The organism is Microcoleus sp. AT3-A2 (genome assembly GCF_036705685.1).
In the GTDB taxonomy this organism is placed as follows: domain Bacteria; phylum Cyanobacteriota; class Cyanobacteriia; order Cyanobacteriales; family Microcoleaceae; genus Microcoleus.
The window spans coordinates 18,432-33,050 of sequence record NZ_JAUBVF010000010.1; the positions used below are offsets into that span (position 1 = coordinate 18,432).

General features: G+C 44.1%; 13 protein-coding genes and 1 riboswitch. Of the genes, 7 read left to right on the forward strand and 6 right to left on the reverse strand.

Features of this window, described 5'->3' with window-relative positions; translation table 11 throughout:
• Positions 1 to 269: 269 nt before the first annotated feature.
• Complete coding sequence (locus QUB37_RS08585) at positions 270 to 581, reverse strand: WGxxGxxG family protein (protein ID WP_333160942.1); 312 nt, start codon at positions 579 to 581, stop codon at positions 270 to 272.
• A 322-nt stretch (positions 582 to 903) separates the two neighbouring features.
• Here QUB37_RS08585 and QUB37_RS08590 point away from each other — a divergent pair, with 322 nt between their 5' ends.
• Positions 904 to 1,548 carry a hypothetical protein gene (locus QUB37_RS08590; protein WP_333160944.1) on the forward strand — a complete coding sequence of 215 codons (645 nt, stop codon included), beginning with the start codon at positions 904 to 906 and terminating at the stop codon, positions 1,546 to 1,548.
• 20 nt (positions 1,549 to 1,568) lie between these two features.
• Positions 1,569 to 2,312 (forward strand): pentapeptide repeat-containing protein, encoded by a 744-nt coding sequence (locus QUB37_RS08595; protein ID WP_333160946.1) that lies wholly within the window; start codon positions 1,569 to 1,571, stop codon positions 2,310 to 2,312.
• Between the two features lie 181 nt (positions 2,313 to 2,493).
• Here the strand turns inward: QUB37_RS08595 and QUB37_RS08600 are convergent, their stop codons facing one another.
• Positions 2,494 to 3,021 (reverse strand): hypothetical protein, encoded by a 528-nt coding sequence (locus tag QUB37_RS08600; RefSeq protein ID WP_333160948.1) that lies wholly within the window; start codon positions 3,019 to 3,021, stop codon positions 2,494 to 2,496.
• An 84-nt stretch (positions 3,022 to 3,105) separates the two neighbouring features.
• On the opposite strand from QUB37_RS08600, the gene pyrE reads away from it, so the two are divergent.
• From pyrE to QUB37_RS08620, 4 genes are all read left to right on the forward strand, one after another.
• Positions 3,106 to 3,681 carry an orotate phosphoribosyltransferase gene (gene pyrE / locus QUB37_RS08605; RefSeq protein WP_333160950.1) on the forward strand — a complete coding sequence of 192 codons (576 nt, stop codon included), beginning with the start codon at positions 3,106 to 3,108 and terminating at the stop codon, positions 3,679 to 3,681.
• Between the two features lie 114 nt (positions 3,682 to 3,795).
• Positions 3,796 to 5,082, forward strand: a complete 1,287-nt coding sequence (gene dcm, locus QUB37_RS08610) for a DNA (cytosine-5-)-methyltransferase (RefSeq protein ID WP_333160952.1) — start codon at positions 3,796 to 3,798, stop codon at positions 5,080 to 5,082.
• Between the two features lie 326 nt (positions 5,083 to 5,408).
• A complete protein-coding gene (locus QUB37_RS08615) occupies positions 5,409 to 5,885 on the forward strand; it encodes a hypothetical protein (protein ID WP_333160954.1) in 477 nt (158 codons plus the stop codon).
• Between the two features lie 176 nt (positions 5,886 to 6,061).
• Positions 6,062 to 6,223: a DNA cytosine methyltransferase gene (locus QUB37_RS08620; RefSeq protein WP_333055191.1), complete on the forward strand. Its 162-nt coding sequence runs from the start codon at positions 6,062 to 6,064 to the stop codon at positions 6,221 to 6,223.
• A gap of 399 nt (positions 6,224 to 6,622) precedes the next feature.
• Here the strand turns inward: QUB37_RS08620 and thiC are convergent, their stop codons facing one another.
• Complete coding sequence (gene thiC / locus QUB37_RS08625; protein WP_333123374.1) at positions 6,623 to 7,996, reverse strand: phosphomethylpyrimidine synthase ThiC; 1,374 nt, start codon at positions 7,994 to 7,996, stop codon at positions 6,623 to 6,625.
• 7 nt (positions 7,997 to 8,003) lie between these two features.
• Positions 8,004 to 8,100, reverse strand: a riboswitch (TPP riboswitch).
• Positions 8,101 to 8,325: 225 nt separating this feature from the next.
• On the opposite strand from thiC, the gene QUB37_RS08630 reads away from it, so the two are divergent.
• Positions 8,326 to 8,457, forward strand: a complete 132-nt coding sequence (locus QUB37_RS08630) for a hypothetical protein (RefSeq protein WP_333160956.1) — start codon at positions 8,326 to 8,328, stop codon at positions 8,455 to 8,457.
• A 1-nt stretch (position 8,458) separates the two neighbouring features.
• Here the strand turns inward: QUB37_RS08630 and QUB37_RS08635 are convergent, their stop codons facing one another.
• The 3 genes from QUB37_RS08635 to QUB37_RS08645 all read right to left on the reverse strand — a co-directional run bounded on the left by QUB37_RS08635 (position 8,459) and on the right by QUB37_RS08645 (position 14,568).
• Positions 8,459 to 8,611: a hypothetical protein gene (locus QUB37_RS08635; RefSeq protein WP_333160958.1), complete on the reverse strand. Its 153-nt coding sequence runs from the start codon at positions 8,609 to 8,611 to the stop codon at positions 8,459 to 8,461.
• Positions 8,583 to 11,924 (reverse strand): HEAT repeat domain-containing protein, encoded by a 3,342-nt coding sequence (locus QUB37_RS08640; RefSeq protein WP_333160960.1) that lies wholly within the window; start codon positions 11,922 to 11,924, stop codon positions 8,583 to 8,585. The genes QUB37_RS08635 and QUB37_RS08640 overlap by 29 nt, the downstream gene beginning before the upstream one ends.
• Before the next feature lie 388 nt (positions 11,925 to 12,312).
• On the reverse strand, positions 12,313 to 14,568 hold the full coding sequence (locus QUB37_RS08645; protein WP_333160962.1) for a tetratricopeptide repeat protein: 2,256 nt from the start codon (positions 14,566 to 14,568) through the stop codon (positions 12,313 to 12,315).
• Positions 14,569 to 14,619 lie beyond the last annotated feature (51 nt).

Here is a 14,619-nt window from a genome sequence, read left to right on the forward strand (position 1 = left end):
AATATTGCACCATTCTCAATAATGATTTTATTGATTGGCCTGGAGCAACGGTATGCAAGAAAATTCACTCTTTGTGGAACAGGGCGGAAAGCCTGTTCATGAAAATGGTGCAATAGGTCAGATGTAACCAATTTTATTGTCGTTTGCTCGCGCATCATCTCAAACAAAAAAACCTCACTGATGGAGGTTTTTTGATGATTATTGGTGCTAGTCGGACAGGTTAAAACATCCTGTCCCTGCATAATGCCCACAGCCCTAATACTCAATTCTTAGCGGTAGTCACTACGCACGGCGGGCTCGCGATCACTCGTTGTATTTGTATAGCGGACATTTTCTTCACGTTTGCGGGGAATCAAACCCAACAAGCCAGACAAGCCGAGCAATCCCAACCATCCCCAATCAAAATCGCGATCGGTTTCAGCAGTGTAGACATCGGAGCGAGGAGTTGTGGTGGTGGTAGTGTTGTTAGTACCAGGAGTTGTATCTGTCTGAGCAGAAGCAGGCAGATGAGCTGGTGCTATGGCTAAACCAGCAGCTATAATACCTGCACCGATTGCTTTGGATAAATCAGAACGTTTCATAATTCAAATGCTCTCTGTTGGCTAAAATCTTTAACTATCAAAACTATATCGAGGGGTTATTAAAGTTAAATCCATCTCTAGCGGTAAACATTGCTAAGTTCCACGTATTACTACAGATTGATATCATATTTTTAGCAGGCGCACAAAATTTAAAATTGCTTGCTGAGGCACTCCAGCACTAGAAATCACGGGTCTGACACCTCACTCGGTTGTGAGGCAGTGCGGCAGTCCCAACAATAGACAAGGTGTTGTTGACAAAAAAAGGTAAACTCAGATATTGCACAGACAAGTGTTGGAACTCGATCGACGGAGATAGAAACTTTTGGGTATAGAGCTACGCAGCTACGTATTTCTAGACAACTTGCAACCACAGCACGCAGCATACATCGGCACCATCGCCGCCGGATTCTTGCCACTGCCGGGGGATGCGTCGCTGTGGATAGAAATCTCGCCCGGTATCGAAATTAACCGAATTACCGATGTCGCTCTCAAATCAGCCTCCGTGCGCCCGGGAGTGCAGATAGTCGAACGCTTGTACGGTCTTCTGGAAGTACACTCGGGCTTGCAGGGGGAAACGCGGGCCGCAGGCAAAGCAATTCTAGAATTCATGGGAGTCCGCAGAGAAGAAGGTATCAAACCGCGAGTGATTTCCAGTCAAATTATTCGCAACATTGACCCCCACCAAACACAATTAATCAACCGCACCCGCCGCGGACAGTTGCTGCTGGCGGGACAAACGCTTTACGTCTTAGAAGTAGAACCTGCAGCCTATGCAGCGCTTGCGGCTAATGAAGCAGAAAAAGGCGCATCTATTAACATCTTAGAGGTTCAGGCTGTAGGAAGTTTCGGACGGCTTTACCTCGGCGGCGCAGAACGAGATATTATAGCAGGTTCCCAGGCAGCAATTGCGGCGGTGGAAAATGTGACGGGTCGAGAAAATCCAGCAATTGTTGGTCGCAAGGAATAGCCGTTAAAGGAGATGCAATTATGGCAAACACACAGCATTTAGCGCTGTTAAAAAAAGGTGCAGTTAGTTGGATTGAATGGAGAAGTCTCAACCCAAATATAGAACCGGATCTCAGTGAAGCTAACCTCGCCGAAGCAAATCTCAGAGGTGCGTATCTTTGGCGGTCTAACCTTTTTAAGACTGATTTGTTTAAGGCTAAATTAATTGCGGCAAACCTCGCCGAATCCAACCTCAGTTTAGCAAATCTTGCTGGATCGCAACTGCTCGAAACTAATTTAATTAAAGCTAATTTAACTGGAACCAACCTGCGAGCGGCCGACATGAGGGGAGCTGATTTGAGCGGTGCTAATTTAATTGGGGCTGACATTAGCGGTGCCAATCTCCAACAAACCGATTTTGGAGAGGCGAATTTAATCGGTGCGGTGATGTCTCGAGTTAATGCGATGGGCGCAAACCTCAACTTTGCTAATCTCAGTCAAGCCAATCTGACTCAAGCCGAATTGATTGAAGCACATTGCTATGCAGCTAATTTCTCTAAAGCTAACCTCGGGGAAGCTCACTTCACTGGAGCATATCTTTTCCGGGCAAATCTCTGTTTTGCAGAGTTGAGCGCGGCAGATTTCCGGTGGACAAACCTTGGCAAAGCTGATTTGAGAGGGGCTAATTTGACCGGGGCAAATCTCAGAGGAGCGAACTTGGCGGGAGCTAATCTGGGCGAAGCTATTTTGAAAAGAACAATCATGCCTGATGGCAGCATTGTTTGATAAATATTGGATAATATTTATTATTGTAAAATAACTGCGATTGTGAAAAAAAAGTCAGTGGCGCGTTTACCGAAACGATTGCCAAAACATGAGCTTCTGGGGCGGGTTGAGGCTTTCTCTCTAATACAAATCCAAGATTGAGTAAACCCGCCTCGGCTCAAAACTCGCAACTGTCGATCGACTAATTCTGGCCAGCCGGCGATACTTGATAAAGTCCTCTAACTGGTCCTGGATCAGTCGGTGAACCTTCCTGCTGTGTTGGAAGTGTAAACTGATCTTGGAGTCCGGCGGGAGTGGGGAAACAGCCGCTTGGTTGAGGTCCTAGCTGGCAAGCTGCAGGCAGTGCCATGATTGAGGCATCGAAGGGATTGACGGCATCTGGGACGCGGAGAATCGGGTCGCTGGAAACTTGCCGCTGCATGACTCGTCGGTAAAAGCCGTTGATGCGACTGGCATCCCGCTCGATTTCTTTTTCGGGAAAGGCAACGACGCCGCTGGGGGAACCGATGCCTAAATAGTCGCCCAAGTAACCTTGCAAGCTGACGTTGTGGTAAAAGTCTCCTGAAGCTTCAAAGTATTGTCGGTTGAAGTCGTCGGCAATCGGGTGAAATCGCTCTGTTTGTGCTTGAGCTGGTTTGACGTATGCCATTGCGGCAGAGGCGACAGCGAGAATCAACGCGCCGCTCAGGCTTTTTAACTTTTGACTCATATATTTGGGCCTCCTTAATTAATTCCGATTCCAATATAAACTGATTATCGACGGATTATTTGTGTTTTTTACACGGTGTGAGTTATGAATGCTGCGGATTTAAAGGTGTTGCGCGATCGACTTCTAGATTTATTGTGCGAGTTTGCCTATCGCGAAGGTGATTTTGTGTTGTCTTCGGGGCAGAAAAGTTCTTATTACATTAACTGCAAGCCGGTGACGCTGCACGCTGAAGGTGCTTTGGCAACGGGACGTTTGCTGTTGTCGATGCTGTCGTCGGATGTGGAAGCTGTGGGCGGTTTGACTTTGGGTGCTGACCCGATTGTAACTGCTGTGAGTGTGGTTTCGGCTCTGGAAGGTCGATCGATTCCGGCGCTAATTGTCAGAAAGGAGACGAAGGGACACGGGACAATGGCGTATATTGAGGGGCCGCTGTTGCCAGAGGGGACGAATGTGGCGGTTTTGGAGGATGTGGTGACGACGGGTAAGTCGGCGATGCAGGCGGTGGAAAGGTTGCGGGGTGCGGGTTATAAAGTCGATCGTGTTTTGTCGCTGATTGACAGAGAGCAAGGTGGAGGGGAATTATATCGCGAGGCGGGATTGGATTTTCAAGCCATTTTTACCATTCAGGATCTTAAGGAATGGATTAGTAGCAAGAAATAGCAGTTTATGCGCTTCCCTTCGTTACCAGGTAGAACTTGGTAACGGAGATATTTTCGCTCTGCCTCATGTTAACAATAGTGCAAGATATCAATCTTAACCAGCGAGTTTAAGGCTATGAAAACCATCCGTTTTATTGACTTATTCTCAGGAATAGGCGGCATGAGATTAGCCTTTGAATCCGCCGCTCGTTCCTTGAATCTGGAAACAGAATGCGTATTAAGCAGCGAAATCAACCCCGACGCTCAATTAGTTTACCAGAAAAACTTTGCCGACACACCTTTAGGCGACATCCGATTAATTGACAAACTGCCTGAACATGAAATTTTACTAGCGGGATTTCCTTGTCAGTCTTTCTCCTATGCTGGCAAAAAAGAGGGCTTTGGAGACACCAGAGGCACCCTATTTTTTGAGATTGCGAGGTTAATTGATACCTTTAAACCTCAAGCATTTATTTTCGAGAACGTGCGGGGGCTTGTCAGCCACGACGGCGGCAGAACCCTCGAAACTATTAAGGGCGAAATCAAAAGCCGAGGTTACAGCTTCGATTATTTTTTGCTTAACAGCTCTAACTTTAGCTTACCTCAGAACCGTGTCCGAGTTTACCTAGTAGGAATTTTAAATGCTTCGCCCCAATTTGGCTTAATTTCTGACTTAGGCCCAAAAGATTCGCATTCCTCTAGTCATCAACAGCTATCGTTCTTTTCCCCGTTAAGTCAACCTGTCACAGTTGCAGATATTTTGGAAGACAATCCCGAACCAAAATATGATTGTTCGCCAGAATTTGTTAATGCCTTGAAACAAATAGTTAACAATGATTTCAGCCGACTGCACGGTAGGCGGCTAATTGACTATCGCGGCGGCAATTCGATTCATTCTTGGGAACTGGGTTTGCGAGGCGAGTGCAGTTTAGATGAAATTGAATTAATGAATCTTTTTATCTTGAAAAGGCGCAATAAAGAATTTGGAGCTGACCAAGATGGCAAGCTATTAACTAAAGAGCAAATAGCTACTTTTTTTGCTCATCCCAATCTTAATGAAATTCTAGATTCCTTGGTAAAAAAAAAGTACCTGCAACGGAACAACAATCAATACAAACCTGTATCCGGTAATTTTTCCTTTGAAGTCTATAAATTTCTCGATCCGCAGAAAATTTCTGTAACAATTGTTGCCAGTGATTCTAATAGATTAGGAGTTTACTATCATAACCGAGTCCGCAGGATTACTCCCCGCGAAGCAGCACGGTTACAAGGTTTTTCAGATAGTTTTATTTTGCATCCTAATGATGATAAAGCTTATCATCAACTGGGTAATAGTGTAAGTATTAATGTAGTTAAATCTGTTGCTCTAGAAGTTATTCAGAATGTTTTGTGTTCTACCAAACAAAAAGTTAGCTCGTGGTGAATTGGGAAGGGTGAGCCGAGTATTTACGCCCACCCGATCAATTAGCTTTGCGCTACAGGTTCCTTAGCCAAAAACTTCTCTAATTCCGCCAAAGCATCGGCATCAACCTTAGAGCGGTGTTTTATTGAAGGGAACTATAAACTCTGCTCGCTCTAATTTTATCAAAATTAGCTCAGGTACTGGGATCACAAAGGAAAATAAAGTTGTCGGTGCTAAACAAGCGCCAGCTTTCAGGTTCAGAATCTCTACCAATCGGCAGATTTTAGCAGATCGGAATTATAACCTGAGTGAGATATTAACTAGAGAAAACTGTTTTAATATGTTACATGACGCAGCAAGGAGAAGCAGTAATGATTTTACCTGCATCTATTAAAAGGAAATGGAAACTACTGGCAACAGCCTTTATTTGTCCTCTGACACTAATTGGTGTTGGCATTCAGCAACAACCGCTTCAAGCACAACAAAATCCATCTAAGACTAATGTTGCTGCTTTGCCAGATGGTATTTACCTGTACGGAGATTCGCCACAGCCCAACCAAGTTCTTCAAAACTATATAGTGTTTCAACGCCAGGACGATCGGGTGGTTGGTGCAATCTACGCGCCGCGATCGGACTTTGCGTGCTTCACTGGTAAAATTGAGGGAAATACACTGTCGGGGAAGGCAATCTCAGCCGGAAAAATTCAAACAATTGAAATCAATACTCAGCTAACAAATCTGCATTCTATTCGCAAAATTAGCTCAAACGATCGCCGCATTCTTTCAACGTGCCAACAGACAGCGCAAGTTAACATATCCAGGTAAATCTTTTACTTAGCTCAAATGGTGCATTAGGCTGGCGGTGCGTTACACGGCGTTAACGCACCCTACAAATTGAAAATTTCTCGTTACCAGGCTCTACCTGGTAATGAATATCTAGAGGCTCTGCGTCGATTGAAAAATCGTACAAAATATGAGTTTTTAGCGCAGGCTTAATGGCTATGAAAAAAATTCGATTTATTGACTTATTCTCAGGAATAGGCGGCATGAGATTAGCGTTTGAGGCCGCCGCTCGTTCCTTGAATCTGGAAACGGAATGCGTATTAAGCAGCGAAATCAATCGCGATGCTCAGTTAGTTTACCAGTACAGGGTAGGCGGCTAATTGACTATCGCAGTGGCAACTCTCTTCATTCTTGCGAACTGGGTTGGCGAGGCGAGTTCAGTTTAGACGAAATTAAGTTGATGAAGAGTTTTATATTGAAAAGGTGAAATAAAGAATTTGGGCATGATCCAGATGGCAACCTATTAACTAAAGAGCAAATAGCGACTTTTTTTGCTCATCCCAATCTTGATAAAATTCTGGATTCCTTGGCAACAAAAAAGTACCTGCAAGGGAACCTCGCAATTCTCTTTTTGGGAAACTGCTTTTAATATAACCTTAAGTAATGTGCGCCATCAGAACCCTACTTTTGAGCGAGCAGGATGCCCGCCCCGCAAGAAACGAAACAGCTTTAGGATTAATTCGTAAGGTGCGCTATCAGCACCCTACGAATTAATCGAATTAGCTTTGGGCTACAGGTTCCTTAGCCAAAAACTTCTCTAATTCTGTCAAAGCATCGGCATCAACCTTAGTCTGCATCGGACAGAATTTAGGGCCGCACATCGAACAGAATTCAGCAGTTTTATAGATATCCGCTGGCAAAGTTTCGTCGTGATATTCCTTTGCCCGTTCTGGATCTAATGACAGCTCAAATTGACGGTTCCAATCGAAATTGTAACGTGCTTTCGAGAGTTCATCATCGCGATCGCGCGCACCCGGACGACCCCGTGCAATATCTGCTGCGTGAGCCGCGATTTTGTAAGCAATCAGCCCGTTTCGGACATCCTCAGCATTCGGCAATCCTAAGTGTTCCTTCGGTGTCACGTAACACAGCATTGCAGTACCGTACCAACCAGCCATCGCGGCCCCAATTGCTGAGGTAATGTGGTCGTATCCAGGCGCAATATCTGTCACCAACGGCCCCAAAACATAGAAAGGAGCTTCCGAACACTCCTCCATTTGTTTTTTGACATTAAACTCAATTTGATCCATCGGCACGTGGCCGGGGCCTTCCACCATTACCTGCACGTCATGTTCCCAAGCTTTGCGAGTTAATTGTCCCAAAGTTTTGAGTTCAGCTAATTGAGCCTCATCCGACGCATCGTGAGTGCAACCGGGGCGCAAAGAATCTCCCAAACTAAACGAAACATCGTATTTTTTGAAGATTTCAATGATGTCGTTAAAGTGAGTGTAGAGAGGATTTTGTTTGTGGTGATGCAGCATCCACCGCGCCAAAATGCCGCCGCCGCGAGAGACGATTCCAGTTAGTCTATTTTTTACCAACGGCAAATGCTCGATCAGAATTCCGGCGTGAATTGTTTGGTAATCAACACCTTGTTGAGCGTGTTTGTCAATGATGTGAAGAAAGTCATTGGGCGTCAGACTTTCCATATTACCATGAACGCTTTCTAGTGCTTGGTAAATTGGTACAGTACCGATCGGCACCGGTGAAGCTTTGATAATTGTAGTGCGAATTTCATCCAAATTACCGCCGCCAGTGGACAAGTCCATCACGGTATCAGCGCCGTATTTCACTGCTAATTTAAGCTTGTCAACTTCTTCTTCCATATTGGAAGAGTTGGGAGATGCACCGATGTTAGCATTGACTTTGCATTTAGACGCAATGCCGATCGCCATCGGTTCTAAATTCGTGTGATTGATATTAGCGGGAATAATCATCCGTCCCCGTGCTACTTCCGCGCGGATCAGTTCTGGCGGGAGATTTTCTCGCTTCGCAACAAAGTGCATTTCCTCAGTAATTACACCTTGGCGGGCGTAGTGCATTTGAGATACATTGGTGTGCCCCTGACGCTTAGCGATCCATTCGGTACGCATATTTAATTTCCTTGATAAACAGCTTCCCTCCGCTGGTATTACCCAGACTCAGGTTCTAAGGGTGTTTTCTCAGCCCGGATATTCGGGCACCCCTAGCTAAGCTGTTGATTGTATCACCGATTTCTGTGCGCGACGGCAGCAACTAAGGAAATCTTAATATTGAGAGTATAGATGAGGGGAGCGATCGCCTTTCCCGACTTTTGATACTCCTGCTGTTTAAAAAGTGCGATCGTACCCCATTTAACAATCTAAAAACAATCACACCTCATCAGGATTAATCCCCATCTCGCGCAATTTGGCTGCTAGGCGATCGGCGCGTTGTTTTTGTTTTGAAGCTTTTTCAAGACGATAAAGTTAAAGATAGGTCAGGAGATGAAGAACCTGTTGTGAATTTATCTGAGGTTTTGGGTGAAGTTGATCGGGAGGCTGCTTTAGATTTGGCGATCGATTATTCAGTGTAGTCTATACCAGCGCTGAGTGAGGGTGATTTTCAGTGGGTGCGATCGTTGATGGAATCGTAGGGTGGCGATAAGGAGTGCGATCGCTATCTGTACAAGTATCGCTCTCCTGATTGAGTTTTTGCGATTTAAGGTGATGTTTTTCTACCTCGTCCACTTTTATCTTTGGGATCAGAATGAAGCATAACTGGGATATGTCTGACATGAAAGGGTTGCCCTGATCTTTCATGTTTATGAGTTGATATAAAAGCTAGGCTTTTCATTTTGTAAGGTCTGTAACTAAAATCTGGCAAGCTTTTTTCAATCAAGTATTTTTGCCATTTTTGCATAATTGAGCTTGCATCTTCCTCACGAATATAAATTAATAAACCACCATTTTCTTGATTAAAATCACCGATTGAGTATCTTGTAGTGAGTTGTAAAAACCCTTCCCATAAAGAATTGTTGCCCCTATAGATTTTGGCTTCTCCAAGCCATAAAAAATCATTTTTTCTAACAACAATGTCAACATTACCATTAATTTTTGTTTCATGTGAGGCCTCATGCCCTAAGCTACGCAATTGATCCACGATCTCTATATTCAGTCGATCTTCATTGTCGTCCTGGCGCAGTTCCGGATTTTCTTGAATTTGAGAGATTATTTTATCTATATCTTTGTATAAATTCCTGATTAAAGCATCTTCAAATCCTAAATTATCTGCTTCCTGGGCTTGCTGATAAAATTCGTAGTTGTAGAAGCGGCAGCGTGATTGAATGGCAACGATCGCCTCAAGCGCAAACGTTTCTTGTGAAGTATAAATTAACTCACTCAAAGCAGGAAGATGTTTAGCCGTAATTATATTATATGGCATATTTTTTAATGTTTCAGTTGCAGTTAAAGCCACTAAAAAACTTGGATCTTCTACCATCTCCAATAATCTCATCGAAACTCTGTCACTGCTAAAATTTTGCAAACCTTCGGCAGCCTTACTGCGTAGGAACATATCTGAAGAGTCTGAGGCCTTTAGAAAAGCACTTTCCAAATCTTTACCTACTAAACTTGGCTGTAGAGAACAGAGATTTATAAGAGTATGTATTGTTACGCTACGGACAGATGTATCTTCATCTTCATTTGTATCTTGATCTTCATTTAAAATTTCGATCAGCTTAGAAACTGTCTCCTCCGGGATTTCTAACTTTTCAGGTAGATTTTGCCTCAAACCAGCCAATGCCTGAGCTGCCTTATCACGAACCTCATAGTTTGGATCATCTAAAGCTCTAATTGCTTGAGGAATTGCTTCATTACCCATAAGTCTCAGCAAATGAGTAATTGCGTGTCCCCGCACATAAGGGTGTGGATCGTCTAAAGCCTTCTCTATTAAAGGGATGACTGTTTCTTTAGCAAGAAGACTTGCCAGAGAATGAATTGCATTACCTCTTGCGATGTATTCTTCAGAATCTAGGTATCCACGCCACATATTAATTTGGTCTTGTTGTTGCATTTGCTGACTTTCTATTTCACCACTCTCCTTAGCTAGTGCTCTCTTTTTCACCTTATCAAGAGCATCACAAGCTGCATTATGGACATCTGTGCTCAAATCTAACTTGGCTTCAAATAAGTTAGGTAGAATTTTTTCATCCCCTAACTCACCTAATAGGTGGAGCGCACTTATACGAATAAAGTTGTCACTCGTTTTCAAAAATTTAATTAAGACATTAATTACTATTTCACGGTTCTTTTTCTCCAGATATCGCCTAGCTATTATTCCGACTTTAGGATACTTGGGATCTTGTGTTATCCTAAGTAATTCCATAATAGCTGCTTCAGAATCTAATTTGCTTAGCACAAATACTACTACCGCTTCACGAACCAAGTCACTTTGCTCTTTATTTAGAATTTGAGTTATTAGGGGAATTGCTTCTTGATCTTTAATGCCTAACTCTCCAATTACTCGTATAGCAGTCCTACGTACATTAGGATCGGAATCTTCAATTGCTATAACTATTAGAGGCATAGCGGCTTCACTATTCAATTGCCTTAATGCGAAAACCGAGTTCCTGCGGGTAACTGGATTTGGGTCTTTGATTGTCTTCATTAATTCATGAGCCACTTGTGGAGATTTGGTTTCTCCAAGGAGGAATATCCTCAACCATTCTGGAACCTGTTGGCTAGCAATCATGCTTACTGTTTTTTGTTGAATATCTGGCTCTGGTTTCACTGCCCCCGCTAACCTTGCACCTAACTTCAAATCTACATCTAACGCCAGCGCTATTAATTTTTCTGCCTGTTTTTCAGTGAGTTCCGGTAGTCCAAGCATGATGGCGATCGGCTCGGTCCATTTCAGGTAGTTAAGATAATGACACTTCAGTTTTGTCTCACCTTCCTCATCCTTCAGAAGCTCAGGTAGGGTTCGCAGCAAGTATTCCGCCGCATAGTATTCCTGGATTAGTTGATGCTGAAAACTAACTTCCCTCTCAGAGACTCTTTCCAAAACGTGATACTTAACCAACTCTTCAATCCGGGATGGAGCACCATGAAGATCGCCAAACTTTTCAACCAGCAATTTTTCTGCTCGCTCATCAGAGATGATTAAGCCAGGATCAGTTGGCTCTGGAGAGTTCAGCATTGTAAACGCTAAATGTTCCAGCCAAGGATTCCAATCTTTACGACGCTCATCTGTAACGGGTGCGCCTTCCTTATATTTTTTGAAAGTGTGAAAAAATTGACGGAATGCCTGTCCCAAAGTATCTACAGCAGCAGTACCCCTGTCCTGAAACAATTGATACAGCATCCACAAAACAAATGGCGTGCGGCTTAACTCTCGGTTGTCTCGGCTTAACAATTGCAACACTTGTTGCGCTTGAGCGGGCATACATTCTCGCAAAAAGCGATCAATTTCTCTAGGATCAAGAGGCTGTACTTGCAGTCGTCTTTTAATACCTAGATCGCCGTTTCCTAGCTCTCGTGTTGTGCAGATGAGTGGAATCTTAATCTGCTCGCACTCCTCACGAAATGTTTTCAGTTCTGTACGAACTGTGTCTGCTGCTGGCATCTCGTTCAAGCCATCTAAGAGTAGAATCAGCCGTTTCTGAAACAATAGTTCTTCAACTTCTGGAATTGTTAGTCGTAGTTGTGGCTTAAGTGCATTTCTAATCAGAGTCAACATCCCTGAAGGATCTTCAGGGCTAGAAAAACTGACTTTATACCTTTTCAAGGGAATCAGCACAGGAATTCGAGGTTCTGGTTTCTCAACCTCTTCCTTTGCAAAGCTGACCAAACAACGAAAAAGCGCGGTTGATTTGCCGACACCGGGGGAACCTACCAGCAAAATATGCTCAGATTCGACATAATCCTGGATTCCTTGTAATATTCGCAGTGAGACGATTTGTGCCTTTTTCTCTTCCTCTGGTTTCTTCTCCTCAGTTTGCACTATCTGCTCAAATGAGAAGGTTGCCTGTCGCTCCGCGATCGTTTCGGTGAAGACATCCACAGTCCACCAATCCTCGTAGCGCCGGCAGATTTCTTGTAAGTAGGGCTGAAACTCACTAGGGGCCATGCAAGAGTGAAGTTATATCTATAACCAAAGCGTCTTTTCTATAATAAACAAATTATTCGGCATAATGCCTAGATGATGAGACTGTAAACTTGACTGAGCCTCCTCATTGCTCATTTTTTTCGCAAATAGCTGTAACAACTGAAGCCGCAGGGCGTTCCTACCCACAAGTTAGTCTCGCCAGAGTCACCCGTGCCGATCGCACTCACGCAATTTTCCCCTAAGCCACTATACCGATTCTCAAATAAGTGAAGTACGCCCCGATCGCATTCCAATTTCCAGGCGTACCTGATTTTACTGAAAAGTGCTATGTAATCATCAATTCTTACATTGAATCTGCTGACTTAGGTTGCTCGACCTTGCTATCAGAGGCATTTGTAATATCAGATTCCCCCGAGTCAATTTTGTCTGTATCCTGTTTTAATTCTGATATAATTGCGCCGCGATCGCGCCAAGCTTCCGCATTGTCAGGTTTGATGGCAATAGCTTGATCGTAAGCTGCCATTGCTTCCTCATAACGCTTTAATTCTGACAAAGCTGTGCCCAAGTGATGCCAAGCATCGTAGGAGTCTGGCTTAATAGCAATCGCTTTCTCATAAGCTGCGATCGCTTCTTCATTGCGCTGTAATTTGGCCAATGATTCGCCTTTGCCAAACCAAGCTTCGTAACACTCGGAATTAATGGTAATTGCTGATTCGTAAGATGCAATTGCTGCTTCGTGCTGCGATAGTTTCTCGAAAGCTACGCCTCGGTTGTGCCACACTTCAAAATCCTCCGGTTTAAGGGCGATTGCTTTGTCGTAGGATTCGATCGATTCTTGATATCGCTGCAATTTTCCGAGCACAGCAGCTCTATTGTACCAAACTTCGTATTTATCGGGCCGGATGCCGATCGCCCGATCGTAAGAATCAATAGCATCGCTGTAGCGGAGGAGTCTCCACAGCATATTGCCTCGATTGTACCAAGTTTCGTATCTGTTGGGATTGAAAGCCAGAGCGCGATCGTAAGAATCGACTGCTGCTGCGTACTGCTGTATTTTGCCCAGCATCGCACCTCTGTTGTGCCAAATTTCGCTGTCGGTTGCTTTGATAGCGAGGGCGCGATCGTAACTGGCGATCGCTTCTTCGTAATGCTGCAATTTAGCCAACAAAGCCGCTATACTGTGCCAACAAGCGTATTTTCTGGATTCGCTCGAACTTGCTCGCTCGTAACAGGCTATCGCCTCTTCGTACTTCTGCAGTTTGGCCAACAAACTCGCTTTATTATACCATGCTTCGTAGTTATCCGGTTTAATTAATATTGCTTGGTCGTAACAGGCGAGTGCTTCTTCCAAGCGCTGCAATTTTACTAACACATTTGCGCGCCAATACCAAGCCTCATTCAAAAATTTATTCGCTAAAACAGCTTTTTCCAAACAGACTAATGCTTCATCATAATTGCCTTGAAAATAAAGCCCTTCGGCCTGCTTAATATAATCGTCAGCAATCAATTTTTCGTCGCTAGCGGGTGCAGTTTGCGAATTTTGGGAATTGTCTAAGGCCGCTTGAGGTGCGATTTTGAGAGCTTCTTTGGCAACAACTGCGGGAACTTGGGCAATTTCTTGAACAATTTGAGATTTTTTCTCGTCAACTTCTCTCAGCAAAACTTGCAGGTGCATGATAAATTGAGATTTGAGAGTCTCAATTTGCTCCACGGAAGATTTGGAAAGTTCAGTTTCTCTAGTTAAAAAATCAATGGATTGTTTAGCGGCACCCATTTGCGATTCTAATTCATCCCTCAACTTTTGATTCAGTTGGCTAGAATTTCTTAGTTCTGATTCTAATACACCAATGCCTTGCAATCGTTTATTGGCATCAGCAACCAACTGTTTGATTATCAGCCGTCGCATCATCCAAAAAAATGCAATTGTCATCGGTGGAAATACCGTACCAAGAATCAGCAAAATATTGAGCAGAGTTATGGTACTGTTAAAACCATACCCAGATTCAGCACTGCCACTAGACGGAGAGATAAAAGCGAAAACCTCGCGAACTTGAGGATTGCTTTCAGCCCCAGTTTCGATTAATTTAGCCAGCCAGGTTTCTTGTAAAGATTTTGTTAGTTCATCGCCGGATGCAGCAGGAGTATTCGCCTTGGTTTTTGCACTAGCAGATAAATCGGGTTGAGCGGCCGCTACCAACAAACCTGTCGGCGATTTTACAGCAATTCGCGGGGAAAATTGTTCGTGGGCGATCGTCTCAGGCTCGCTAATCGGCTCAGCCCGACGGGATACGGTAATATTTGGGGAAAATTGTTCGTAGGCGATCGTCTCAGGCTCACTAATTGACTCAGCCCGACGCGATTCAGTATTATTTACAGCATCAACAAAGTTGCTAGCTTGCGGTGTCTGAGGAGAAATAGGAGGTGCAGCAGGATTGGTGCTAGTATTAGCAGTTAAATTCTGGGATGCGAGGGCGGCCAGAGTCAAGAGAGCTAGATTAGAGACGCGCATAAACGTCAACTCATTTAGGAGAAATTGGTGCTTGGTTGTCAGCGATCGGGCGATCGACCTCATACTCTCAGCAGTTAGAATAGCTGACATGAGGAATGCTGACTTACTATCTCCAAAATACGCGCGCAGCTTGACTTTTCA